This is a genomic window from Paenibacillus abyssi (assembly GCF_014640295.1).
GTDB classification, from domain to species: domain Bacteria; phylum Bacillota; class Bacilli; order Paenibacillales; family Paenibacillaceae; genus Paenibacillus_D; species Paenibacillus_D abyssi.
The window spans coordinates 41,410-64,530 of the sequence record NZ_BMGR01000003.1; the positions used below are offsets into that span (position 1 = coordinate 41,410).

At 49.1% G+C, this 23,121-nt stretch carries 18 protein-coding genes; 14 read left to right on the forward strand and 4 right to left on the reverse strand.

Annotation, left to right across the window (positions count from 1 at the left end):
* The first annotated feature begins 7 nt into the window (after window positions 1-7).
* The 5 genes from IEW11_RS04845 (at window position 8) to IEW11_RS04865 (ending at window position 6,702) form a co-directional block, all read left to right on the forward strand.
* Window positions 8-1,606, forward strand: a complete 1,599-nt coding sequence (locus IEW11_RS04845) for a response regulator transcription factor (protein ID WP_188529569.1) — start codon at window positions 8-10, stop codon at window positions 1,604-1,606.
* Window positions 1,607-2,072: 466 nt separating this feature from the next.
* Window positions 2,073-2,978 carry an ABC transporter permease gene (locus IEW11_RS04850; RefSeq protein ID WP_188529570.1) on the forward strand — a complete coding sequence of 302 codons (906 nt, stop codon included), beginning with the start codon at window positions 2,073-2,075 and terminating at the stop codon, window positions 2,976-2,978.
* A gap of 12 nt (window positions 2,979-2,990) precedes the next feature.
* Window positions 2,991-3,896: a carbohydrate ABC transporter permease gene (locus tag IEW11_RS04855; protein ID WP_188529571.1), complete on the forward strand. Its 906-nt coding sequence runs from the start codon at window positions 2,991-2,993 to the stop codon at window positions 3,894-3,896.
* Window positions 3,897-4,016: 120 nt separating this feature from the next.
* Window positions 4,017-5,561 (forward strand): extracellular solute-binding protein, encoded by a 1,545-nt coding sequence (locus IEW11_RS04860; RefSeq protein ID WP_188529572.1) that lies wholly within the window; start codon window positions 4,017-4,019, stop codon window positions 5,559-5,561.
* 157 nt (window positions 5,562-5,718) lie between these two features.
* Window positions 5,719-6,702, forward strand: coding sequence for a zinc-binding dehydrogenase (locus IEW11_RS04865; RefSeq protein WP_188529573.1), 984 nt, complete (start codon window positions 5,719-5,721; stop codon window positions 6,700-6,702).
* Window positions 6,703-7,127: 425 nt separating this feature from the next.
* On the opposite strand, the gene IEW11_RS04870 is transcribed toward IEW11_RS04865, so the two are convergent.
* The 3 genes from IEW11_RS04870 to IEW11_RS04880 are packed head-to-tail and all read right to left on the reverse strand — an operon-like array spanning window position 7,128 to window position 10,637.
* A complete protein-coding gene (locus tag IEW11_RS04870; RefSeq protein WP_188529574.1) occupies window positions 7,128-8,189 on the reverse strand; it encodes a Gfo/Idh/MocA family protein in 1,062 nt (353 codons plus the stop codon).
* A 34-nt stretch (window positions 8,190-8,223) separates the two neighbouring features.
* A complete protein-coding gene (locus IEW11_RS04875; RefSeq protein WP_188530185.1) occupies window positions 8,224-9,798 on the reverse strand; it encodes an FAD-dependent oxidoreductase in 1,575 nt (524 codons plus the stop codon).
* Window positions 9,798-10,637: a sugar phosphate isomerase/epimerase family protein gene (locus tag IEW11_RS04880; RefSeq protein WP_188529575.1), complete on the reverse strand. Its 840-nt coding sequence runs from the start codon at window positions 10,635-10,637 to the stop codon at window positions 9,798-9,800. The genes IEW11_RS04875 and IEW11_RS04880 overlap by 1 nt, the downstream gene beginning before the upstream one ends.
* A 279-nt stretch (window positions 10,638-10,916) precedes the next feature.
* Between IEW11_RS04880 and nagZ the strand changes: the two genes are divergently transcribed.
* On the forward strand, window positions 10,917-13,184 hold the full coding sequence (gene nagZ, locus IEW11_RS04885; protein WP_188529576.1) for a beta-N-acetylhexosaminidase: 2,268 nt from the start codon (window positions 10,917-10,919) through the stop codon (window positions 13,182-13,184).
* A gap of 53 nt (window positions 13,185-13,237) precedes the next feature.
* Here nagZ and IEW11_RS04890 read toward each other — a convergent pair whose 3' ends face one another.
* Window positions 13,238-13,546 (reverse strand): 2Fe-2S iron-sulfur cluster binding domain-containing protein, encoded by a 309-nt coding sequence (locus IEW11_RS04890; protein ID WP_188529577.1) that lies wholly within the window; start codon window positions 13,544-13,546, stop codon window positions 13,238-13,240.
* Window positions 13,547-13,685: 139 nt separating this feature from the next.
* Between IEW11_RS04890 and IEW11_RS04895 the strand changes: the two genes are divergently transcribed.
* The 8 genes from IEW11_RS04895 (at window position 13,686) to IEW11_RS04930 (ending at window position 23,096) form a co-directional block, all read left to right on the forward strand.
* The gene (locus IEW11_RS04895) at window positions 13,686-14,840 is read left to right on the forward strand and encodes an MFS transporter (RefSeq protein ID WP_188529579.1); all 1,155 of its coding nucleotides are present in this window, start codon (window positions 13,686-13,688) and stop codon (window positions 14,838-14,840) included.
* Window positions 14,841-15,046: 206 nt separating this feature from the next.
* Window positions 15,047-16,441 (forward strand): hypothetical protein, encoded by a 1,395-nt coding sequence (locus IEW11_RS04900; RefSeq protein WP_188529581.1) that lies wholly within the window; start codon window positions 15,047-15,049, stop codon window positions 16,439-16,441.
* A 155-nt stretch (window positions 16,442-16,596) separates the two neighbouring features.
* Window positions 16,597-16,956, forward strand: a complete 360-nt coding sequence (locus tag IEW11_RS04905) for a Na-translocating system protein MpsC family protein (RefSeq protein WP_188529582.1) — start codon at window positions 16,597-16,599, stop codon at window positions 16,954-16,956.
* A gap of 392 nt (window positions 16,957-17,348) precedes the next feature.
* Window positions 17,349-18,392 (forward strand): Nif3-like dinuclear metal center hexameric protein, encoded by a 1,044-nt coding sequence (locus tag IEW11_RS04910; protein WP_188529584.1) that lies wholly within the window; start codon window positions 17,349-17,351, stop codon window positions 18,390-18,392.
* A gap of 33 nt (window positions 18,393-18,425) precedes the next feature.
* The gene (locus IEW11_RS04915) at window positions 18,426-19,526 is read left to right on the forward strand and encodes an ABC transporter substrate-binding protein (protein WP_229724962.1); all 1,101 of its coding nucleotides are present in this window, start codon (window positions 18,426-18,428) and stop codon (window positions 19,524-19,526) included.
* Between the two features lie 16 nt (window positions 19,527-19,542).
* Complete coding sequence (locus IEW11_RS04920) at window positions 19,543-20,322, forward strand: ABC transporter ATP-binding protein (protein ID WP_188529586.1); 780 nt, start codon at window positions 19,543-19,545, stop codon at window positions 20,320-20,322.
* Window positions 20,303-21,187, forward strand: a complete 885-nt coding sequence (locus IEW11_RS04925) for an ABC transporter permease (RefSeq protein WP_188529588.1) — start codon at window positions 20,303-20,305, stop codon at window positions 21,185-21,187. Before IEW11_RS04920 ends, IEW11_RS04925 begins: the two co-directional genes overlap by 20 nt.
* Window positions 21,188-21,635: 448 nt before the next feature.
* A complete protein-coding gene (locus IEW11_RS04930; protein WP_188529590.1) occupies window positions 21,636-23,096 on the forward strand; it encodes a hypothetical protein in 1,461 nt (486 codons plus the stop codon).
* Window positions 23,097-23,121 lie beyond the last annotated feature (25 nt).

Here is a 23,121-nt window from a genome sequence, read left to right on the forward strand (position 1 = left end):
CAGGAAAATGAATCTATTGATTGTTGAAGACGAGGTTCGCCTGAGAACCAGCTTGGCTAATAATATTCCATGGGAGGAGCACGAGATCGAAGTTGTCGGATTAGCCGGCAACGGATCAGAGGCTTTGCATCTTTTTAAAAGAAAACAACCGGACATTATTTTGCTTGATATCCATATGCCGGAGATGGATGGGATCACGATGGCGCGCCAGGTGCTTAACATGAATCCGCTCGTTAAGATCATCGTGCTCAGTGGACATGACAACTTCCGATTCGCCAAATCCGCCCTCGAGATCGGCGTTATGAAGTATTTGCTCAAGCCGGCCGGCGATACGGAAATCCTTCAGGCCGTGCTGGAAGCGGCTGATTTATTAAGACAGGAGCTGGACCTTCTCCACAATCAGGCGATGCTGCAGCAGAAGTGGAGTCAGCTTCTGCCCAATTTGCAAAATGATTTCTTTCAATATTGGACCAGCGGCAAATACGATGACTGGGAAATTATGAGATACAGCAAAGAAGTGCAGATCGAAGACATCGGCGATTATCAATATGCCGTTGTCATGCTGGATATGGATGATCTGCCGGAAGAGGAAACCCGATTCGGCAAGCACGACGGTCCGCTTTTGCTGTTTTCGCTAAACAGTATTGTAAAAGAACTGCTGGAGTCTTTACCGGCTTGGATCTTCACGACACCCGACGGTTACACGGCATTAATCTTTCACGGTTCTTGCCAAGAGGACCCGAATGAGATGCTGTTATTCGTCAATGTAACGGTGACGAATTTGTTATCGAAGGTGAAGGAATGCCTGAAGCTGACAGCGAGCGCAGGCATATGCGGCGAGACCGGCGGATGGAAGGAACTCCACAAGCTTCACGCTCAAGCGAACAAAGCGCTGCAGAGCAGAGTGGTTTACGGTCGTGATATCGCGATCCCATATAGCGAAGAGCAAGGCAATAATTCGGTTCTGGCCGTTCAGCCCAATACGGAAAAGGGACTTGAAATTGCGCTCGAAACGGGAGATGGGGAGAGGGCGAAGACGTTTATCGATGCACTATGGGAGAACGGCATGAGCAAAGCGGAATCGGTGGATGACGTGCATGAGCATGTCCTTTATTTTATCAGCTTGTTAACGCGTTTGATCCATAAGCAGGGTTGGCGGGTAAAAGAGGTCGCGGGGACGGATTTTGCATATTTTCACAACCCGCAGCTTTTGACGACCAAGGAACAGATCGCTTCATGGTTGAACCGGACCGTAAAGAGCATTGTGACGCACGTTCAAAACCAGCGGAAAGCAGTGAGCAACCAGACCGTGAAATTAATATTGGATATCGTTGAAAAAGAAATGGATAAAGAGCTGACGCTTCATACGGTCGCCGACCGGTTATATGTCAATTCCTCCTACCTGAGCAGGCTGTTTAAACAGGAAACGGGAAAACCATTTTCTACCTACGTGCTTGAGCGAAAAATGGAAAGCGCCAAGGAACTGCTGCTGAGAGGCTCAAAGGTCTATGATGCGGCCAATATGGTCGGTTACCGGGATGTCAGCTATTTCACGAAGGTGTTCCGCAAATACTGGGGGGTGACACCGGGTGAGGTGAAACAGTAACTCCTCTTCAGAGGTAAGCATCCGGGGACAAAGGCGAACGCTAACGCTTCTCCAGCATGAATCCGGCCCCTCCGCCGCCTTTCACCGAACATGAGCCAGACATTCTCGTAACGGTTCTTGAAATGCCGCTCCCTTTGTTTTTGGTCAGGAGACATGCCAGTTCTTGGCCCAACCATATAAAAGAACAAATGCAGCCGATTCGGGCTGCATTTTTTTGCGCGGATAGGACACCTATGACTTGTATTGGTAATTTGATGACTACTTCGAAGCCGCAATCCCGCGGTCTATCAAGCTTCAGGAGACAAGCCCCGAGAAAAGGATATGAAAGTACCATAAAAGGTAATCACAGTCACCTACTAAATACCCGCTCACGATTCTACACTAATAGTAAGTCGATTGACCAGGGCGGAGCGGTGAACCGCACGGCATTACTATTCATCATTGGATCTGGGGGAGGGACAACGTTATGAAACAGTTATTTGTCGATATTCGGAAAGATTGGGATCTTTATCTCGCCCTTATCCCCGGCATCGCTTTTTTGATCCTCTTTAAGTACACGCCGATGTACGGAATTGTTATCGCATTTAAAGATTTCAACATTTTTCAAGGCATGGCGGCAAGTCCATGGGTGGGACTTAAGCACTTTGAAAGGTTGTTGACATCGCCGGGCTTTCTGCAAGTCTTCCAAAATACATTGTTCATTTCCATCTATAAAATCGTCTTTTTATTCCCTTTGCCAATCATCGTAGCGATCATGATGAACGAGTTGAAAAATATGATATTTAAGCGCAGCGTTCAAACGATTGTCTACTTACCGCACTTTTTATCCTGGGTTATCGTAGGTGGCTTGTTTATTGATCTGTTATCGGTTAACGGCGGCCTCGTCAACAAAATGATTGTTGCGTTAGGGGGAGAACCGGTCCGTTTTTTCCTTGATAGTGATGTGTTCCGTTCTCTTATCATCACATCCGCCGGCTGGAAAGAGGTCGGGTGGAGCACGATTATCTATCTGGCCGCATTAACGGGCATTGATCCTCAGCTGTATGAAGCCGCCAAGATCGATGGCGCAAACAAATGGAAGCAGACGCTGCACATTACGCTGCCGGGCCTGATTCCGATTATCGTGCTGATGTTTATCCTGCGCCTGGGATCGCTGCTTGAGGCAGGCACGGAACAGATTCTCGTTATGTATAATCCAAGCGTTTATAACGTTGCAGATGTCATCGGAACCTATGTCTATCGGGTCGGCCTTGGGGAACAGAATTACAGCTTTTCTACGGCAGTTGGATTATTTGAGTCGGTGATTGCATTTTTCCTCATCATAACGGGGAATCGTTTAAGCAGAAAATACTTACAACGCGGAATCTGGTAAGGAGGGCCTAAGATGAAATGGAAAACAACGAACGGAATTCAAGATTCCTTGGGCGAGAAGATCTTTACCGTCTTTAATTATACCTTTTTCATCCTGTTCAGTTTAACGACGATCTTTCCATTCATTAATCTGATCGCCAAATCACTGAGCAGTGAGAATGCGGTCATATCCGGTCGGGTTAATCTGGTGCCGATCGATATTCAGTTTGGAACCTATCAATATGTGGCCAGCAATGCGATGTTTCTAAATGCGCTGAAGGTATCGGTTATTATCACCGTTTGCGGCACACTGCTTGCGCTGCTGATGACGACGCTTGCCGCCTACCCGCTGTCGAAAGTAAGGCTGCGCGGCAGAAAGTTTTTTATCCTGATGTATATTTTCACGATGCTGTTCAGCGGTGGACTAATTCCCACGTACTTGCTGATGCGCGGTCTCGGTCTTGTTGACCAACTGCCGGTGTTATTCCTGCCCGCACTGATCAGTGTCTATAATATGCTGATTATCAAAAGCTACTTCGAAAATCTGCCGGACAGCCTGGAGGAATCGGCCAAATTGGACGGTGCGAGCAACCTGACAATTCTATGGCGGATTACATTGCCGCTGTCACTGCCGGTGCTGGCTACGATCGGATTATTTTACGCGGTACAGTTCTGGAACGACTATTTTGCATCCTTGATCTATATCAACACTCCAGAGAACAAACCGCTGCAACTGTATTTGAAGGAGCTCTTCGTCACCTCAAGTGACGCTTTTCTAAGGATGGGCGGCAATATTAACGTGGATGCGGCAATGAACGCTTCACCGCAGTCGATACAAGCGGCTTCGATCATTTTGGCTACACTGCCGATTTTACTGGTTTATCCGTTCTTGCAGAAGTATTTCGTCAAAGGCGTGCTGATCGGTTCGGTCAAAGGGTAAGGCAGGAACAATGGAACAGATTACTCTAACTGGAGGTGAGCTCATCAGCAAGCAGACAATGAACGGCATCAAGGGGCAGACAAACGTTTTGTCAAACAAACGAAATGGAGGTCGACAGAAATGAGAAAGAGCTTATTGATCGTTTTATCCGTTATTATGATTGCCGTAATCGTCACCGCATGCAGCGGAGGCGGAAACAACACCCCTCAAAACACGAATACAGGCGGGGCTGAGCCAACAGAAACAAATACAAATGCGAATGTAAATCAACCCGAGGATGACGGGGAAAAGCCTGTGCTTCGCCAGCTTATGCAGTATAACCGTTTTGACCCCAATGATTATTATGTGGGGACTTTCTTGAAAGAAGCAACCGGTTATGAAGTGAAATATGACCAACTGCCGGTTGAGAACTTTGATGAAAAGCTTAACTTGCTGATGGCGAATCAAGAGCCATATGATTTCATGAAATTGAATCCGATTCAATTCGCCCATCTGGCATCCTCCGGCGCGCTCGAGCCCTTGGATGAGTTGGTTGAAACGTATGGTACGAACATGAAACAAGTGATCAGTGAATCGTCATGGAACGGTGCGAAGGTGAATGGTCAAATTATGGCGATCCCTGAATCAAGCGCCAGCGGTCTAACCTTAGGTTATGCCCTGCTCTACAGACAGGACTGGCTGGAAGAGCTGAACTTGCAAGCCCCTACAAATCTTGATGAGCTGTACAATGTGCTGAAAGAAGTGAAAGACAAGAAAAATGTCATTCCGATGACAGGCGGCAAGGATCCTTTCCAAGGTGAAATCGGTTCGGCACTGGGATGGGATTACGGATTAGATACGCAGTTTAAGGAACAAGACGGCAAGATTATCCATATGGTTGAAGATCCGACAACGAAAGACTATTTAGCTTATATGAATAAGCTGTATACGGAAGGCTTGCTTGACGCGGAATGGGCGATTAACCAATCCAATACGTTGATCGAAAAATTTACAGGCGGCAAGGCGTTTATGTACCGTGAGGGCTGGTGGAATGCAGCGAATATTAACAATGCAATGGCGACCAATTTCCCTGATGCCAAAATCGGCATCCTGCCTTACCTGAAGGATAGCGAAGGCAATGCTTCCGCACGTGCATCAGGCGGCATTACCTTTTACATTGCGATTCCAAAATGGGCCCCAAATAAAGAAGAGGCGATGAAATATCTTGATCTGAAGCTGGATGAAGAAATTTTCAAGGAAGCAACGATCGGTAAAGAAGGCGTGCACCATGAAGTGCAGGACGGAAAATACTTCCCGATCCTTCCGATCTTTGATGACCAATATAACTTCGGCAGCGACTATCTGACGGGCAACGACGAAGAGAAATACCCGGTTTATTGGCAGGCGCGCGTCCGTAAAAATGAATTCGTTCAAAATTATTTTGAGACATTCCAGGAGAATGGTAAAGATATCATGTACTATGATGCATTAACCTTTGCGCCTCCGATCGAGAATATTTCCAAGCACAAGCAAAAACTCCATAAATATGTGGAGGATGAGTTTATCAAGTTTATCACAGGAGCAGAGTCGCTCGATAACTACGACAGATTCGTGGAGCAGTGGAGAGCAGACGGCGGCGACGAGATGATCCAAGCCGCTAACGATTGGTTTGCAACAGTTCAATAACGTGTAAAAGAAGGGATTGCTCCGGGGTGTTTTCACCTTGTGACAGTCCCTTTACTCTTTTGATTATGGATTTGTGATTCGCCGGCCTTCACCGCTGTATTTATCTATTCAAGGTTTGGTATTATGAGGGAGTATGATCGATAAGGGAGGAATCAGAATGAAAGCTTTAGTATTGAAAGCCCCTGGCAAGCCGGATACGCTGACGATATCGGAATTGCCGATGCCTCAGCCAGGAGCGGGGGAAATACGAGTACGGGTTCGCGCTGCAAGCTTGAATCCTATTGATTATAAGGTTTCACTAAACGGGCATCCCGATTGGGACTATCCATTCGTACTTGGCGTAGATGTGGCGGGGATCGTGGATGCTGTTGGAGAAGGCGTGACACAATGGTCAGCAGGAGATCGGGTCGTTTATCACGGCAGCTTCGTTAAACCGGGAGGCTTTGCGGAATATACGGTCACGAAGGCGAATTCCGCCGCCTCGATTCCTGAAGGCTTATCCTTTGTGGAAGCCGCGGCGTTTCCATGTGCGGGATTGACGGCTTATCAAGTGCTGCAGAGAAAAATGAACATAAAGCCCGGACAATCCGTTCTTGTGCATGCCGGAGCCGGCGGTGTGGGCGGTTATGCGATTCAATTGGCAAAGGCCTTCGGCGCTTCGACTATTATTACAACGGCTTCCCCAGCTAACTTTGATTATGTGAAGAGCTTAGGAGCGGACACCGTTATTGATTATAATCGTGAAAATGTACATGAAAGGGTTATGGAAGCGACAAACGGCCTCGGCGTAGATTGCATCCTGAATTCGATCAACCGCGCGACGGCACAGGCGGATCTGTCCATGTTGTCGTTCGGAGGGCAGCTGGCTTGTATTGCAGGCGCACCGGAAACGGTAGCCGACTTCCAGCCTTCCCACAAAACATTCACGGTTCATAAATTGATGCTGGGCGGCGCTCATGTATCCGGAGACGATCGGGCCGAGCAGGATCTGGCAGCAATGGCGGACGAATTCATGCAGCTGATGCTTGAGAAAAAAGTGGACCCGATGGTGACGGAAGTGATCGCATTGGAGGATGTGCCGCAGGCGCTGATCCGCTTGTCCGAAAGACATGCAAGAGGTAAAATCGTAGCGGAGCTGTAAGTATGGCAGAGGACATTATGCGGTCTCTGCATATCGTGGCGAATATGAAATGGATGGAATAAATAGGTGCTGTCCCATAAGTCATCGCTGATGACGATGGGATAGCACCTTTCTCTTAAACGCTTTGGTTGTACCGCATTCACTGCGCAGTCAAATGTTCTTCCGATCGCTGTTGTTCCCGGATTCCCTTGAATGAACAGGCCGAGGTGGGAATCCGGGAACAGGAAGATATCCCCGCAAAAGCCTGTTCGCGAGAATCCTCTCTCTATAACTAACTGGAACTCCAAACCATAAATCAACGTAAATGTGACGAATAATGTCCGGCTGGCCGCTTTAGCGGCGAAAATCATCGGTATCCCAAAAAGCTCAAGTCTGTTAAGGTTTCTCAGACAGGCTTGATACTTGATCGGGGAGATCATGTGAAATTAAAAAACAATCTCAGTGCCTTTTTCCGCCGATTCATAGATGCCGCACAGGATCTTCATCATTTCTACGCCGTCCTGCACAGGGCTTAAAGTTTCCTTGCCGCCTTGGCACACCTCGATAAAATAATTAAGCTCATCCTGGAAGCCTTGAACGAAATCAAAGGACAGGTTGTTAATCTGCGGGGTAACATTCAAGATCGTATCGTATTTCTCCGTAATGATCGAAAGCGCCGGTTCGAGCTCAGCGCCGCCTTTATCCCCAAAGATTTTGACGGTCAGCTCATCTTCCTTGGCATGCAGCGTGAAGCTAACATCAACGAGGAGGGAGGCGCCATTTTCAAAACGGATCATCGCATTGGCCAGATCTTCGACATCGTTATGGTTCGCGTCGTAGTCCGCCGCTTTGTAATAGGCCAGATTTTTGACGTTTGCACGATTCCCCAGCTTGCGGTAGGTGTTGCCTGAGACGGACTTGACCTTTGGCCTGCCCATCAAGTACCAGCACAGATCGATGACGTGTACGCCAACGTCAATAAGCGGGCCGCCGCCGGAGCGCTCCACGTCGGAGAACCAGCCGCCGGGATTGCCAAGCTTGCGGATGCAGGAAGCCTTCGTATAATAAATTTCACCTAAATCACCGTTCTCCAGAAATTGCTTGATGATGCGGGTGTTAGACGCGTAACGGCGCACGAAACCAACCTGAAGTGTTTTACCGCTGCGTTTAACGGTTTCCTCTACCTCGAGCGCCTCCTCAACCGTTTTGCAAAGAGGCTTTTCGCATAACACATGTTTACCCGCATTGAGCGAGGCAATGCTGATCGGGGCATGCGAGTTATTCCAGGTGCAGATGCTAACTGCATCGATATCCGGATTTTTCATCACATCATTATAATCCGTATAGACATTCGGGATATCGTATTTCTCGGCTTTGGCCCTTGCGCGGCCTTCGTTCAAGTCGCAAATGGCAACCAATTCAGCATCGGGATTATTATGGTACGATTTGAGATGCATTTCTGAGATAGAGCCTGCGCCGATCACGGCTACACGTATTTTTTTACTCATGAGAACGAACACCTCTTTTGTTAGGATTAATAATTTATAAGGCGTGTACGGAAGGCCAATCCATCTCGACACCTTCCCGGGTCAAAAGGGATTGAAATTGCTCCAGCTGGTTACTGTCATTACGGACCGCTCTAGGAGACAAGCCGTGTTCCATGCAATAAGCCGCTAAGCTGCCGGCTGCCTCGCCAATATTCCACTCCACCGGATGCAGCCTGTAGCAGCCGTTGGTGATGTGGGTGACGCCCAGGTTCTTGCAGGCCGGCAGCAGGTTTTCCATCCTTACCGGAATGAGGCTGCCAAGCGGAATTTGGAATGGAACGGAGGAGACGTCGATGAAATTGCGTCCTCCTGTGCTCGGATGAAGATCAATCCTATAAGACCCGATACCGACCGAGTCATGGAAGGCTTCGCCTTTGCCCTCCGGCCGCATAGCGCCGCTGACATGTTGTTCGAGTACGGTAAATTCGGCTTTAATGCGCCTGGATTCACGGATATAAGGATACATCGCGAGCCCGTCCTCTGTTCCCACCACATCGCAGCGCAGCCGAAGTCCAGGATAGCCTTGCTTTCCGTCCGGACGCGGCGCTTCGGTCTGCAGCCAATACAATAGCGACAGGCTGAGCTGCTTGGCTGCCTCCAGGTGACGGGAGCGCTCCTCATCGCTCACATCGATAATCGGTCCGAGCCAATAATCGTTCTGCGGCCAGTTGATCAGCGATATGTTGCTTGGAAACGTTCCTTCCAGGAAATTGGTTTTATCTATAATCTGCCGGTAATAGAACAGGGAGTACCGGTCCGTTCCAGGGAACAGCTCGTATTGAACGGGTTCAAGCGTATGAGGCTTTACGCCTGTCCAGCTCAGCTGCTTTGCCGGCCAGAAGTCGGCCTGGTAATCCCGCCAGAACGCGTACTGCTTCGGCTTATCTATTGTATGGTCTTCCCCTTCAAGGTAGTCCATCGCAAAGCAATAGGTGAAGCCCTGCATATCCATCGGATCCGGCTTGCCTGCCAGCGCATTCGGTTCGCCGGTATGCTGCTGCGATTCCGCACCGGTTACATATTCCACGCCGGCAAGCGGGAGAACATCTCCGCATTCTGTGGCATCGAGGAAATAAGGCGCTGTCAGTACGGTCTGATTCTCTGATTCCAGACTCCGAACCGTTACCGAAAGCACTCGGTCGCCATTTGTTTCAACCGAATGAATCTGGTGGCGGAGCAGAATCGTTAATCTGCCGCTGTGGATATAAGGAGCCAGCATTTGGTTCAGCACGGCGAGTGCGGCGCGCGGCTCGTGGCACAGCCGGCTGACGCCTCCGCTGCCGGGATTGAGCAACGGATTGGAACGCGCCTCAGGCGTCATCGGGAAGAAATCACGGTAATAGCTGCGAACTCCTTCCCGAAACTGCCGGTAGCTGCGGGTGCTGCCGAATTTCTCAATCCACGGATGCTCGTCGGGCGGAACGGCCTGACTGGTCAATTGGCCGCCGATCCAGCCGGTTTCCTCCGTCATGATCACCTTCTTGCCGAGTTTAGCCGCGGATAGAGCAGCGGCACACCCTCCGGTGCCTCCTCCAATAATGACGACATCGGCATGGATTTCGTTAACCATCATGCACGTACCCCGTGTTTAAGATTGTACTGGCGGACAAATTCGTAGCTTTTGCGCACACCCTCCGCTTCACTGCCAAGACCTTCGTACTCCAGCACATAAGCGCCTTGGTAGCCGTTTTGCTGCAGCAGCTGGATCAGTGATTCAAGCTTTGTATCTCCCTGACCGGCCACGATTCCTTCGTAGGCTTTGCCGCCGAGCGATTTATATCTGCCTTCAGGATGCTCGGTAAAATCTTTGAAATGAACATGCGCGATAAAGGGAATAAGAACTTGGATGGACTGTGAAGGATGCTCGTCAACAAGCAGGAAATTGCCTGTATCAAAAGTTGAACGCAGCGCTTCCGATCCCACGGTGTCGATAATATGCTTGACTTGTTCTCCGCGACCGGCCAACTGGCCGTGATTTTCCAAGCACAGGGTAACCCTCGCTTGCTCCGCTTGCTTGGCAGCTGCGGACAAACCGTCCACAATCCAGTCCTGAGCAGTTTCCATGGTAAGTCCGGGGGCCAGATTGCCGGAGAAGACCCGGATAATGGAAGTGCCTAATGCCTTGGCGACCGGAATGGCATCGGTTATTTCTTTCAGCGCGTCAGCGCGTTTCTCCGGATCCTCATTGACAAAATCGTTGGCCACTGCGTAACTGACGACCTTGATTCCTCTCTCGCTTGTATAGCGCAGCACCTGATCAAGCTCCTGCTCTTGATTTTTCCAAAATACATTTAACAGCTCAACCGATTGAATGCCTTCCTCTTTGCAAAATGATAAAAAATCCATGACGGTCCATTGATTTTCCCTTACTGTGCGATGCAGGCTCCACATACTTAGTGACAGCTCCATAGGTTTCCTCCTTGTATCCTTCCCCGCCAGCATGCGGAGGCGCTTATGATTTCAGTTTGATTGTATAAAAACGTCCGGGGATTTGATATGGAGAACGATGACTTCTTCTGGTATTCTTATGGTTTTTTCCAGGCAGAAACTTTCCAGAAATTTAAAGCGTCTTTTATAATGAGAGGAAGCCGTACTAATTGTTGGAGGGATAGAGATGTCGGACATGCTCGTAAAGCTGTATGAACTACCGTCGGTCTACAAATTTCTTCATAGGGAGGAGATGGTTCGATGCGTCTCATCAAGAGAGCTGCGGTAATGATGGCTTTGATGCTGGTTACCGCACTATTGCATCCTTCGGATTCAGCATCCGCCCAGCCGAAGTTTACGGATCTGCAGTATTCCCAATGGGCAGCTGACAGCATTCATTATTTAGCGGACAGAGGGACAGTCGCCGGTTACGGACAAGGGAGATTCGGTCCATTGGATACCATTACGCGCGCTCAGGCAGTCGTTTATTTGGTGCGGGAGCTGTTTCCTGATGAAAAGGCCAATGAAGCAGTGAGCTTTAAGGACGTTCCGGGCAATCATTTTTTCTACAAAGAAATCTCCATCGCATTTCATAAGGGGATTATAGGCGGTTTCCCGGGTGAAGTCTTCCGTCCGGATGAGTGGATCAGCCGCGCGGAAACGGCAGCGATTCTAACCCGGTCTTACCGGGTAACGCAAGGGAACCGGAGCGTACAATTAACGGATATAGACAGCAATTGGGCAGCGGGCTCGATCCGCTTATTGGCCTCTAACGGATTAGTCGGCGGATATTCGGATCAGACGTTTCGGCCCGGGCAATCCGTAACCCGCGCTGAATTTGCCGTATTTCTGACAAGGATGATCCGGTATGAGCGGGCCAAAGCTATTGAAGCTCAAGATTGGGATCGTTTGCTTGCACTCATGTCCGTCAAGGAAAAGGTCGGGCAAATGTTCATGCCGGATATCCGGATGTGGAACAGACGAGCTACAACGACAATGAATGATGGCATTGAGAGCACAATAAAAAACAATTACCTGGGCGGCTTGATTCTGTTTGATAAAAACATTGTGAATGTGGAGCAGCTTACGACCTTTACCCATCAGCTGCAGCAAAAGGCCGGTGATATTCCGATGTTCCTCGGTATTGACCAGGAGGGAGGAGCGGTAAAGCGAATTCCGGATGGGACCAACCTGCCGGGCAATATGGCGCTGGGGGCTGCCCGCAAGCCTGCATTATCCTACGAAGCGGGAAAAATTACCGGGACCGAGCTTAAAGCGTTAGGCGTCAATCTGAATTTTGCGCCGGTGTTGGACATCAATATCAACCCACGCAATCCGGTGATCGGCATCCGGTCTTTCGGGGCGGATCCGCATCTCGTAACGGACCTTGGCGTTCAATTCATGAAAGGGCAGAATCATACGGGTGTGATCTCGACCGTGAAGCATTTTCCGGGGCATGGGGATACCCATGTGGACTCACACCTCGGACTGCCCAGCCTGCCTCACGACAAGCAGCGTTTAGATGAAGTAGAGCTGGTGCCGTTCCGGGCAGCTATTCGCGAAGGGGCGGATATGATTATGACCGCTCACGTTACGTTCCCGGAAATCGATAACACGCAGATGGTGTCCAAGCTGGACGGCTCCATCGTTAACGTGCCTGCGACTTTATCGCGCAAGGTGTTGACCGGTCTGCTCAGAGACGAGTTGGGCTTTGATGGGGTTATTATCTCCGATGCCTTTACGATGAAAGCCATATCGGAGCATTTTGGCGAAGCGGAAGCGGTCAAAATGGCGGTATCCGCCGGTGCGGATATTATTCTGATGCCGCGGGATGTAGACGCCGCGTTTCAATCGCTGGCGGCGGCAGTAGAGCAGGGAGAGATTTCGGAGCAAGCGATAGACCGCGCTGTGAAAAGAATTCTGCTTCTGAAGCAGAAATATAAACTATTTGATAGGCAGCCCAATCTGCAATCGAAAATACAAGCCGCCAAGCGGATAATAGGTGATAGTGAGCATCAAGCTGTAGAAGCTGAGATTGCGAAGCAGGCGGTTACCCTTCAGAAAAACGATCGCAATTATCTGCCGTATGCTATCCGCGAGGGGCAGAGCATTGTGATCGTCGCACCAACCGCTGGACAGGCGGAGCAGCTGAGCGGCCAATTGAAGGCGATTGAAGCTGCGAAGCAGGTCACAATTCAGCTCGTGGTTTTGAATGAGCTTAACGGGCAAGCAGGCTTGCGTGCGATCGAACAGGCTGACTTTGTCATTGCGGCATCCTACCAATACCGAAGTCCTCTTGAGGAATATGCCTGGAGTCAGTGGCAGAGCTTAATCGACCACTTGAATGCGCAGTCCAAACCTTACGCGTTTCTCTCGATGGGCAATCCTTATGAGCTGATGTTCCTGCGTAATGTTCAGACAGCTTTGGCTGTGTACGGAGAACAAACGCCGAATAGGATAGCCGGCTTAAATGTTATTTTCGGTCACGAGAGCGCGGGAGGTACCCTGCCTGTTTTGTTAACGCAGTGACCGCAAGAATAGAGCCGCTCCAGTACTATGCGAGACCCTGACGGAAGCTCCCGTCAGGGTCTTTCACAATTTCCTTTAAAATAACTTAAACATGCCAACCGGTAACCTCGGTCGATTGCTGTCCGGCCGACTGATAGTGAGCGCTGCTCAAGCCTGGTCGGTTCATCAAGCAGCTCACCGTTCTCCAAAATTTCAATGGTACAGCTGCGGCAGGCGCCTTTATTGCACAGGTAGGGTATGCCTTCCGTCTTCGGATCGTCTACATGTTGATTCACAAGCTGCAGCAGGGTGGATCCGGACTGGCACTGTACCGAGAACGCTTTGTTTTGATTGTGGACAACCCGAATCCGGACGTATTTCATAGACAGATGTCCTCCTACAATGTCATAGATAATTTACATTATACCAAAATGACAGTGAAATTTAGCTAGATAGCGGAGTATTCATTCCATCCCCGTTGTGCTACGATAATCTAGTACGTTAACTTACAGGAGGCTCTAGATGGTCCGTATATCGGCTTATGTTTATTTGTTATTTTCCACATTCAGTATGATGGTTTTCTTTTTTCCTCTTTATCTGCAAAATAAAGGCTTAGATTCAAGCCAGATCGGCGCAATCTTCGCATGCGGCGCTTTCGTGTCCATATTTGCCCAGCCTTTCTGGGGTTATGTCAGCGACCGGACAAAAACGATCAAAAAAATTATCATCGTCATATTAACCGCGAGTTTGTTTTTAAGTATGGGACTCCTCTCGATGGGCTCCTTCACGATGATCATATTGTTTTACGCTGTGTTTATGTTTTTTAATAGTGCATCCGCTCCTTTAACCGACACATTAACGATATCGTATGCGCACGAGAATAATAAGGATTATGGACGCATTCGCTTATGGGGTGAAGTGGGAGTCGGGATCTCCGCTCTTCTGCTCGGATTGTTGGTGGAGAGGATCGGCATTGATTACCTGCGCTATATTTACGCGGTCGCCTTAAGTTTTGCGATTATAGCCGCATTATTGCTAAAAGATACAAAGGCGACGCCGGTTCCAGTCAACCTGGCGGCGCTTGGCAAGCTATTCATGAAGCCTAGGCTGCTCTGGTTTCTTCTGGTCGTACTGATTATCTCCATTCCACACCGCATGAATGACAGCATGCTCGCAATTTATCTGAGCGAATTGGGAGCGTCGGAGACTCAACTGGGCATGGCGTGGTTTGTCGCGACGATAAGCACGGTACCGGCGTTGTTTTTTGTAGGAAAGCTGATCGAGCGATGGAGTGCGCTCGGCATTTTCATCATTGGAGCGGTCATTTACATTATCCGCTGGGCGATCTACAGCCAGACAGACAATCCGTCGGTGCTAATAGCCGCCCAAGCGCTTCATGGCTTGTCATTCCCGTTATTCTTCGTCGCATCGATTCACTATTTATCTACGCTTGTGCCTAACGAGCTAAGGGCAACAGGCCAGGCAGCGCTTGCCGTAACGTTCGGTGGATTAGGCGGGATTATCGGCAGTGCCGCGGGAGGATACACGATGGATAATTTCGGGCCGCACACCGCTTTTGGTGCAGGCAGCATCTTTGCTTTGGTTGGTACGGTTGCAGCAGTCTCAACCGTTCTCTTCCATAAAAGATCGGCAACTCAGCAGGTGCAGGACAGCTAAGCAGGATGAACAGCAAGTTTACCAGTCCAGGCAGACTCTGCAGACCCTGGCTCTCTCACTTGATGAGAGAGCCTTTTTTCATACTTATCGCTAATGAATTTATGCTGCGGCTGTAGTATAGTATTTAAGCAAAAAACAAACGATTCATAGAGATTACCGGCAGTTGATGCTGCCGTTTACGCTTGTTAGAAAGAGGGACGTAAACCATGAATGTTGCAGCAGAGAGAACCGAACGGTTCCTCATCATTAGCCTGGCTATAGGATTTATTGTGCAGCAGCTTACCCATCTTGCATGGATGCCATGGGTGCTCGGAGTGATTGTATTCACCACGATAATTGTGTTATTGCCTAAGATTCGCGGGATAACGATGATTCTGTCGGCAGCCTTTCTTGTTACCGGCATTGGCATTCTATGGGTTCAAAGAGCGCCCGTCCAAACCTGGCTCGACGCAGCTGCGGTCAATATCACGTTGGTCACTTTATTTGTTTTTGCCCCGTTATTCGGTATTCCCGTTCGCTCGCCTAGATTCGTCGAAGCGCTGAAGTGGCTGTATCGCACCCGGGTGAAGGGGAAGGGCTCCTTCTTCATCGCAAGCCAATTGCTTACACAGATTCTCGCGGTGTTTCTGAATGTGGGCTCGATCAGCGTTGTCTACCATCTGGCATCGATCCATCCGAGCTCGCGCTCGTGGCGAATCTTGGGCAATGCGCTTAACCGGGGGTTCGCAGCGGCGATCTATTGGTCGCCCTATTTTGCCGCGATGGCGCTTGTCACATCCGCATTGAAGCTGGCTTGGATCGACCTGCTGCCTTATGTCCTCGGCTTCAGCCTGCTTAGCTTTGTGCTCAGCTTTTTGGTTGAACTTCCCTTCCTCATGGATAGAGGCGATGCCTCCCGGGAAGTGGCGGCAGGGAGCGAGGCTGAGGAAGGTGCAGCGGATGAAGCCGCAAAGGGTGAGAGCGTATTGCGCTCGAGGCTGTGGCAGCTGGCCTTGTATCTCATCCTTGCCATCATTATTGTGCTTAGTATGGAGCAGCTTCTGCCTTTGCCGATCGTTATTATCACGGTATTTGCGGCAGTGCTTTATCCCTTGATATGGTGTTTGTTATCCCGTTCCTTTGATGCCTATAAGCAAGGGGCAACCGATCATTTTGTCCGTGCGCTTCCTTCGCTTAAGAAAGAAATTACGTTATTTCTGACAGCTGGATTTTTCAGCGGAGCAATCGCTCAGACAGGGCTTGGCGCCGCGATTCCAGCTCTGCTGGCGGCCGTTCCGCTGCCGCTTCCTATTGTGTTTACGATTAGCGCTATGCTGCTAGTCTTCGGCACTTCTTTAATTGGTTCGCATCCGATTATTGTGGTGACGATTCTCGCGACAACAGTAGACCCTGCAAGTGTGGGTATTTCGCCCCTGTTCTTTGGTGTACTGCTGCTTGGAAGCTGGGGTATTTCCAATACGATCTCGCCTGCTGCAGCGGTTAACAATCTGATCTCGAGCTTGTTGAAGCGGGACGTGCTCGAGCTGGCATTTAAAAATTATAAGTTTGCCGCCCTTTTATTGATTCTGCTGCCGATTTATTTATTTCTAGTCAACGTATAAGGCAAGAGGCATTGGTCCGGTTTGTTACACGACAAACCAGTACCGATGCTTTTCTTTTATGGCCAAGAGAGGATTGTACAGCTTGTTCGTAGAAATAGACTCGCAGAGGCAAAAATGATAATCGTACGGAGATCCGTGAGAGGGAGGGAAGGCAAGTGAAAAAACAATATCCGGCAGGCGTATTAAAACAGGAGATCATTAAAATTTATAATTCAATCAACCAAGAGATTTTTGGCATGGGGATCAAATCGCAGAAGATCGAGATTTCGGGTGACAAAGCTTTTATCTTCGCTACGCACAAGCGAATTCCGGCCTTGAAGATACTGGATGAATCAAACCGCGGCTTGACTGCGAATGTGGATGTACTGATCATGGAGGCCAACAAAAGAATGCTCAAGGAGCAGGTGGAAAAAACGCTTGGATTGGAAGTGAAGTTAGTTCTCAAAGACTATGATCCGGTAACGGAGTTCTCGGGAACGGTTATTCTGTTTAAGGAAGAACTGGATTTAATTTGACAAAAACATAACATAGTAAGTTATTAAAATGTTAATTATAAACTTTTATCTTGATTTAAAACTTTTTATGTGTTATATTACCTGACAAGTAGTACAGGTTAGTTATAACAGCTAGTACATGAGGTGTACAGATTTTTCCGTAAGTGTGATCGTTTTAATGTCTGAGGAGATTAAGGCCGCGGATCCTTCTATGGAAGAGATTCATTGCCATTTTGTTCGGGCAGACAACAATCTACATATAGCAGGTGATAAAAAGCTCCGAATGGAGAGTTTTGCGGCCGCTAATTGTGACATATCAGGGTATCCCAAGACCCGTATGCTCATAATGGCGGTTTTTTTGTCGAAAATTTACGAACCCAAACCTGAAACACCAAGAGAGGAGAGGCGTTGTTATGACCTTGAGACAGACTCAAACGGAGGTAGGCCATGTATTGGATGCGCTCAATACCATTTCCAAAGGAAGGATGGTCATGGATTGGAATGAGATTACCTCTGGTACGAATCCCTATGTAGTTATGAAAACCTCAAATATACCCGGAAAAAACGTCATGGAAATCCCTGGGCTTATCTTTGGCAGCAAGCATAAACCGGTAACCCGCATTGGTGTCGGGATGACCCTAACGGAATCGATGATTGAGATGGCTTCCGCCATGAAACTTGACCTGATCATTGTTCATCATCCTGTTGCGGATGCCGCCAGCTCAGGAGGAGTTCCGTTTGCGGATTACCTGCCTTTATATAATTTGGCGCTCATCGAGATGCACGAAGCGTTCCACGGGCTTCATCCCGGGCTTACGCTGCTGCATGGACACCGGAAGCTGGCGACGGATATCTCGTTTTGCGGGATTCCCGGGAATGTGCTTCACAAGGGAATTGCGTTGGAGGGTGTGCACACTGCTGGCGATATTTTGGCGCGTATCGATCATTGGATGGGGCGGGAGATTGATGTTGATTTATTGGAAGCGGAGCGCGCAATCCGCGGTGAATCCACTTTACAGGAAGCTACGCTCTCCAACCCGGCAAAGCTGCTCAGCGGAACTCCGGACAGGCATGTAAAGCATATTCTTCACTTTTTCCCTCATACGGGTTTTTCGCTCCAACATCTTGAGATCGCGCTTCAGATGTATCCGGAGACAGATACGATCATCGCCAGTATCAGCCGGGTGCGGGAGGATCATGAATTTGTAGTGCTGGCAAAGCAGAGAGGGCTGAATTTTATCTTAGGCAATCCCCACTCCGTTGAAATTATGGAGAACGGGCTTCCGCTCGCTTATGCTCTCGAGCTGCTGCTTCCCGGTGTAGAAGTGTTCCTGCTTCGAGAACGGATAACGGCCGTGGCGCTTCGTGATGTGGGACATTCCAAGATGGTTGAATATGGCAGGGGGATGGCTGAAGCCCATTTGGTAAGTGCGCCGTCGTCCCATGCCGTTCAATAAATAAGCATGTAATGATAGGGAGGAAGAGAGACCATGATGAAGATGAGCAAATCGGTTGTACTGTTGTTCTGTGTAATGTTACTGACGTTTGTAGCGGCTTGCGGGAGCACCCCCGCATCGAACCAGGCGGCTGCGCCGAATAATGCACCGGCCAACACGCCGGAAGCCAATGCAGCCACTGACACGAATGCCGAACCCGAAGCTGAGCCTGCAGTAGAGCAAGAAATCGTCATGGTTAAATTTTCAGAGGTTATTCGCTCGATTTTTTATGCGCCGCATTACGTTGCCATGCAGCAGGGCTTTTTTGAAGAAGAAGGATTGGAGATCGATATGAACACCGCGCAGGGATCGGATAAGGGAGCCGCGGCATTGATTGCCGGTACGGCGGATATCTCGCTGGTCGGGCCGGAGACAGCGATTTATATTTACAATCAGGAGGGGGATAAGAAGATCAAAATATTCCATCAGCTGACGATGAAGGACGGCTCCTTCCTGCTCTCCCGCGAAAAGCTGGATGCGTTCGAGTGGAGTGACCTGGCAGGCAAAACGATTGTGGGCTGGAGGCCGGGCAGTGCGCCTCAAATGGTCATGAACTCCCAGCTGCTTAAGGAAAATGTGACAGATGTCGAGGTTATTACCAATCTTGCAGCACCAGCGATGGCCGGCGCTTTCACCAGCGGCCAAGGCGACTTTATCCAGCTGTTCGAGCCGGTTGCTTCGACATTGGTCAAAGAAGGCGTGGCACATTATGCGGCATCGATGGGAGAAGCGTTCGGCACATTCCCGGAAACTTCTTATGTAGCTACTTCGGATTTTATCGGAGAGAATCCGGAAGTCATTCAAAAATTCGTTAATGCCGTTGCCAAAGGGGCAGAGTGGATCAGCTCCGCCACCGATGACGAAATCGCCGATGCGTTAATGCCGTTCTTTGAAGGGACGCCAAAAGATATCATTATCCAGTCTGTCGAGCGCTACAAAAATCAAGACACTTGGCCGGCTGTTCCAGAGCTGACTGCTGAAGGCTTTGAAACCTTGCAAAGCGTACTTATTGAGAACGGCGTGCTTAAAGCTGAAGAGAAAATCGCTAATATGGAAGATGTCGTTGATATGAGCTTTGTGAATAATTTGAAGTAGGAAGGAAAACGAGCCTATGCCACAAATCGAATTAAACGAGGTGTGCTTAAGCTATTTCACCTTAAAGCAGGAAACCGAGGCATTGCGGGACATTAATCTGTCTATCGAACCTGGGGAATTTATCAGTATTGTGGGACCGAGCGGCTGCGGCAAGAGCACGCTGCTCTCCCTCATCTCCGGGATGGTGAAGCCGACAAAGGGTAAGGTCATGATCGATGGCCAGGAGGTGTCAGGCACCTCCCCGAAGGTCGGATACATGCTGCAGCATGACCATTTGTTCGAATGGCGGGATATTCTAAGCAATTTGCTGGTTGGAGCGGAAATTCGCAAAATGGACCGCAAGAAAGCGGAGCGAAAAGCATTGGAGCTGATGGAGCGTTACGGCCTAGGGGGATTTGAGCGCCACAGCCCAGCCCAGCTGTCCGGAGGCATGCGCCAGCGGGTAGCGCTGATCCGCACGCTTGTGACGGAACCCGACATTATGCTGCTTGATGAACCGTTCTCGGCGCTTGATTACCAGACCCGTTTAACGCTTTCCGATGAAATCTTCAATATTATCAAGGATCAGGGGAAGACGGCTATTCTGGTCACGCACGACATCTCAGAGGCGATCAGTATGGCGGATCGCGTGATGGTCATGTCGAAAAGGCCAAGCACAATATCTTCGGTCTACACGATGTTATTTGATGAAGGTGCTTATCTTTCCCCGTGGAAAAAGCGGGAAGCCGGCCGATACCATGTTTACTTTAATGCCATATGGAAGGAGTTGGAGGGCCATGTCGTCTCTACCGGCTAGAGAGTCGTCAGCAGTGCTTTCGGAGCAGCGAACAGAACAGCCGGCAGTAGCTTTGATCAGCAATAAATCAGCCTCTCCGCAGTATGCCGCGTACCTAAGGCTGCAAAAAAGAAAGCTGTGGCTGATCCGCTTGTCACGAATTGCGGTATTTGTCTTGTTCCTGGCGATTTGGGAATTAGCCGCCGCGATGCAATGGGTGAATCCGATGCTTACCAGCAGGCCGTCCAGCATGGTCACTGCTTTTCAGGAGCTGGCCTTCGAAGGAGAGTTGTTCCGGCATACCTGGATTACCGGGTTGGAGACGATCATCGGCATTGTCGTGTCGATGGTTCTCGGTACGCTTATTGCTGTCCTATTCTGGTGGTCTACCTTTGCTTCCAGGGTGCTCGAACCGTATGTTGTAGTATTGAATGCACTGCCTAAGGTTGCGCTTGGCCCGATCTTCTATATTTGGCTTGGGGACCGTTATTCTGTATATGGCATGGCTGTAGCCATCTCGATTATCGTTACCATTATCATGATCGAGAGCGGCTTTAAGGAAATCAGCAAAACAAAGCTGAAGCTAATGGAATCATTCGGGGCCACGCGCTCGCAGATGCTAACGATGGTACTGCTGCCTGCGAGCGTACCGAATTTCATCGCGACGTTAAAGGTAAATGTCGGTCTGACCTTAGTAGGAGTCATTATGGGAGAATTCTTGTCCTCCAAAGCAGGGCTCGGGTATTTGATCACGTATGGCGGTCAGGTATTCCAGATGAACATGGTCATGGTCAGTATAGCGATGCTTGCACTGCTATCGATCGTACTTTATAGTTTGGTTGATTTGTTAGGCAGATATGCGCTCAAAAAAAATCATTATGAATGACGCCATTTAAATAAACCCTCTGGACCCATGGGGAATATCATGTGGAAGGAGGGTTTTCCTCTTGAATAAAACACTATTGAATACAATATACCAAAATTAAGTATAGATTTAAGGTTGATTTTACAAAAGCATCCTAATTACAGGGGAAATCTATGAAATGAAGCGATATTACAATGAAGATAAGCAGTAAATCAATGAATATGTCACTAAATATAACACATAAAAAATGGAAACGTAATCATGAAAAATCGACTAATAATTACTACTTTTCAATAATGTAAGCGTTGTATTATGCTATTAACTAGAAGTAAACAGAATGAAAGCGCAGACATATTAACGTTTTATTAAAAATAATTGTATACCAAACACCAAAACTCTATTCACGGAAAAAAAAGTATGCTACAATTCAGTTCGTAGGCAAAAATACTAGAAGGGTTGAGGGATACGGATGATTACTTTATCACATGTTATGTACGCTTTAGTGACAGTAAGTGTAATACTGGTCATGCTATTTCGAAGAGGCGTCGTCATTCCGACATTAATCGGGACCTTCTTAATCGGCTGGATTTATTCAGGCGATGTGATTAGCGGATTTAAATCGGTATATAATGCCAATTTGACCGCTGCCAGAGAGCTGTTTACGATCTTTTTGATCATCACCTTCATGGTGGCGCTCCTGGCTTCACTTCGCGACCTCGGTGCAGACCGGCGGATGCTCCAACCGATTCAGAAGTTTTTCGTTAACGGTCATATCGCTTTCTTCTTACTTGCTGGCATTACATTCGTGATCTCGCTCTTCTTCTGGCCGACGCCTGCGGTTCCTTTGCTCGGAGCGCTTCTGATTCCTGCGGCGATCCGCGCTGGACTGCCGCCTATGGGGGCGGCGATGGCTATTGCCATGGCCGGTCAAGGTATGGCGCTGTCTTCCGACTACATCATGCAGGTAGCTCCGATGCTGAGCGCAACCGGGGCGGGAGTAGCGACAGGCGCAGTTGCTGACAAAGCATTGGTGTTATCGCTCATTACCGGTGGAGTTGCGATTGGCGGGGCATACTTAATGAACCGTAAAGCGATTCGCAAAGTGGTGACTTCCGATTCTGTAGTCCAAGAGATTACAAGCGTGAAGTCGGCTAAGGAGACAGAATCGGTGGAGTACGCGGAAGCTGCTGCAGCTGTGGAGACACTTGAACCATCCTTGCTCAAATGGTCGAAGCTGTTTGCTATGCTTGTACCTCTGTCCATGCTCGGTGTGATGATTGTCATGATCATCAGTAAGTTCGGCGGAACCGGACTGGGAAGCTTTGAAGGCGGGGATGGAGCCGCATTTATCGGCGGCGTGGCGGTTATCCTGCTGATTCTTGCATCGATCGCATTCAGCAAAGTTCATGCGCTTGATAAGATCAGCGACCACATTACTGAAGGCTTCGTATTTGCCTTTAAAGCAATGGGGCCAGTTATCCCGATCGCCGGATTTTTCTTCTTGGGCAATTCGGATTTCTCCGGCAGCATCTTGTCCGTCGCTGAAGGCGCGGCAGCACCGAATTTCCTGTTTGATCTCGTTTCTTCCATCCAGAATTCGATTCCTTCCAACGGTTTGATTACCGGATTTGGTATTTTGATTATCGGTATCTTAACCGGTCTGGACGGCTCGGGTTTCTCCGGACTCCCGTTAACAGGTTCACTCTCGGGCGCGCTCGCTCCAGCTGTTAATATGGATCCTTCCACACTGGCTGCGATTGGTCAGATGGGTGCGATCTGGGCTGGTGGAGGAACGATCATAGCTTGGTCCTCGCTTGTGGCTGTTGCCGGCTTTGCAGGGGTTTCAGCCATTGATCTGGCCCGCAAAAACTTCCTGCCGGTCATCATCGGACTTGCCGTCTCCACACTTATCGCAATCTTGATCTGGTAAGGTAACTGGCGTGATGCGGGTGGCA

Bases quoted from the DNA above. Each gene is read 5' to 3' on its own strand.
- IEW11_RS04925 (WP_188529588.1), top strand. From the start codon at position 20,303: ATGTCGTCTCTACCGGCTAGAGAGTCGTCAGCAGTGCTTTCGGAGCAG.
- IEW11_RS04865 (WP_188529573.1), top strand. From the start codon at position 5,719: ATGAAAGCTTTAGTATTGAAAGCCCCTGGCAAGCCGGATACGCTGACG.
- IEW11_RS04930 (WP_188529590.1), top strand. From the start codon at position 21,636: ATGATTACTTTATCACATGTTATGTACGCTTTAGTGACAGTAAGTGTA.
- IEW11_RS04855 (WP_188529571.1), top strand. From the start codon at position 2,991: ATGAAATGGAAAACAACGAACGGAATTCAAGATTCCTTGGGCGAGAAG.
- IEW11_RS04895 (WP_188529579.1), top strand. From the start codon at position 13,686: ATGGTCCGTATATCGGCTTATGTTTATTTGTTATTTTCCACATTCAGT.
- IEW11_RS04910 (WP_188529584.1), top strand. From the start codon at position 17,349: ATGACCTTGAGACAGACTCAAACGGAGGTAGGCCATGTATTGGATGCG.
- IEW11_RS04860 (WP_188529572.1), top strand. From the start codon at position 4,017: ATGAGAAAGAGCTTATTGATCGTTTTATCCGTTATTATGATTGCCGTA.
- IEW11_RS04880 (WP_188529575.1), bottom strand. From the start codon at position 10,637: ATGGAGCTGTCACTAAGTATGTGGAGCCTGCATCGCACAGTAAGGGAA.
- IEW11_RS04915 (WP_229724962.1), top strand. From the start codon at position 18,426: ATGATGAAGATGAGCAAATCGGTTGTACTGTTGTTCTGTGTAATGTTA.
- IEW11_RS04850 (WP_188529570.1), top strand. From the start codon at position 2,073: ATGAAACAGTTATTTGTCGATATTCGGAAAGATTGGGATCTTTATCTC.
- IEW11_RS04890 (WP_188529577.1), bottom strand. From the start codon at position 13,546: ATGAAATACGTCCGGATTCGGGTTGTCCACAATCAAAACAAAGCGTTC.
- IEW11_RS04875 (WP_188530185.1), bottom strand. From the start codon at position 9,798: ATGGTTAACGAAATCCATGCCGATGTCGTCATTATTGGAGGAGGCACC.
- nagZ (WP_188529576.1), top strand. From the start codon at position 10,917: ATGCGTCTCATCAAGAGAGCTGCGGTAATGATGGCTTTGATGCTGGTT.
- IEW11_RS04920 (WP_188529586.1), top strand. From the start codon at position 19,543: ATGCCACAAATCGAATTAAACGAGGTGTGCTTAAGCTATTTCACCTTA.
- IEW11_RS04845 (WP_188529569.1), top strand. From the start codon at position 8: ATGAATCTATTGATTGTTGAAGACGAGGTTCGCCTGAGAACCAGCTTG.
- IEW11_RS04900 (WP_188529581.1), top strand. From the start codon at position 15,047: ATGAATGTTGCAGCAGAGAGAACCGAACGGTTCCTCATCATTAGCCTG.
- IEW11_RS04870 (WP_188529574.1), bottom strand. From the start codon at position 8,189: ATGAGTAAAAAAATACGTGTAGCCGTGATCGGCGCAGGCTCTATCTCA.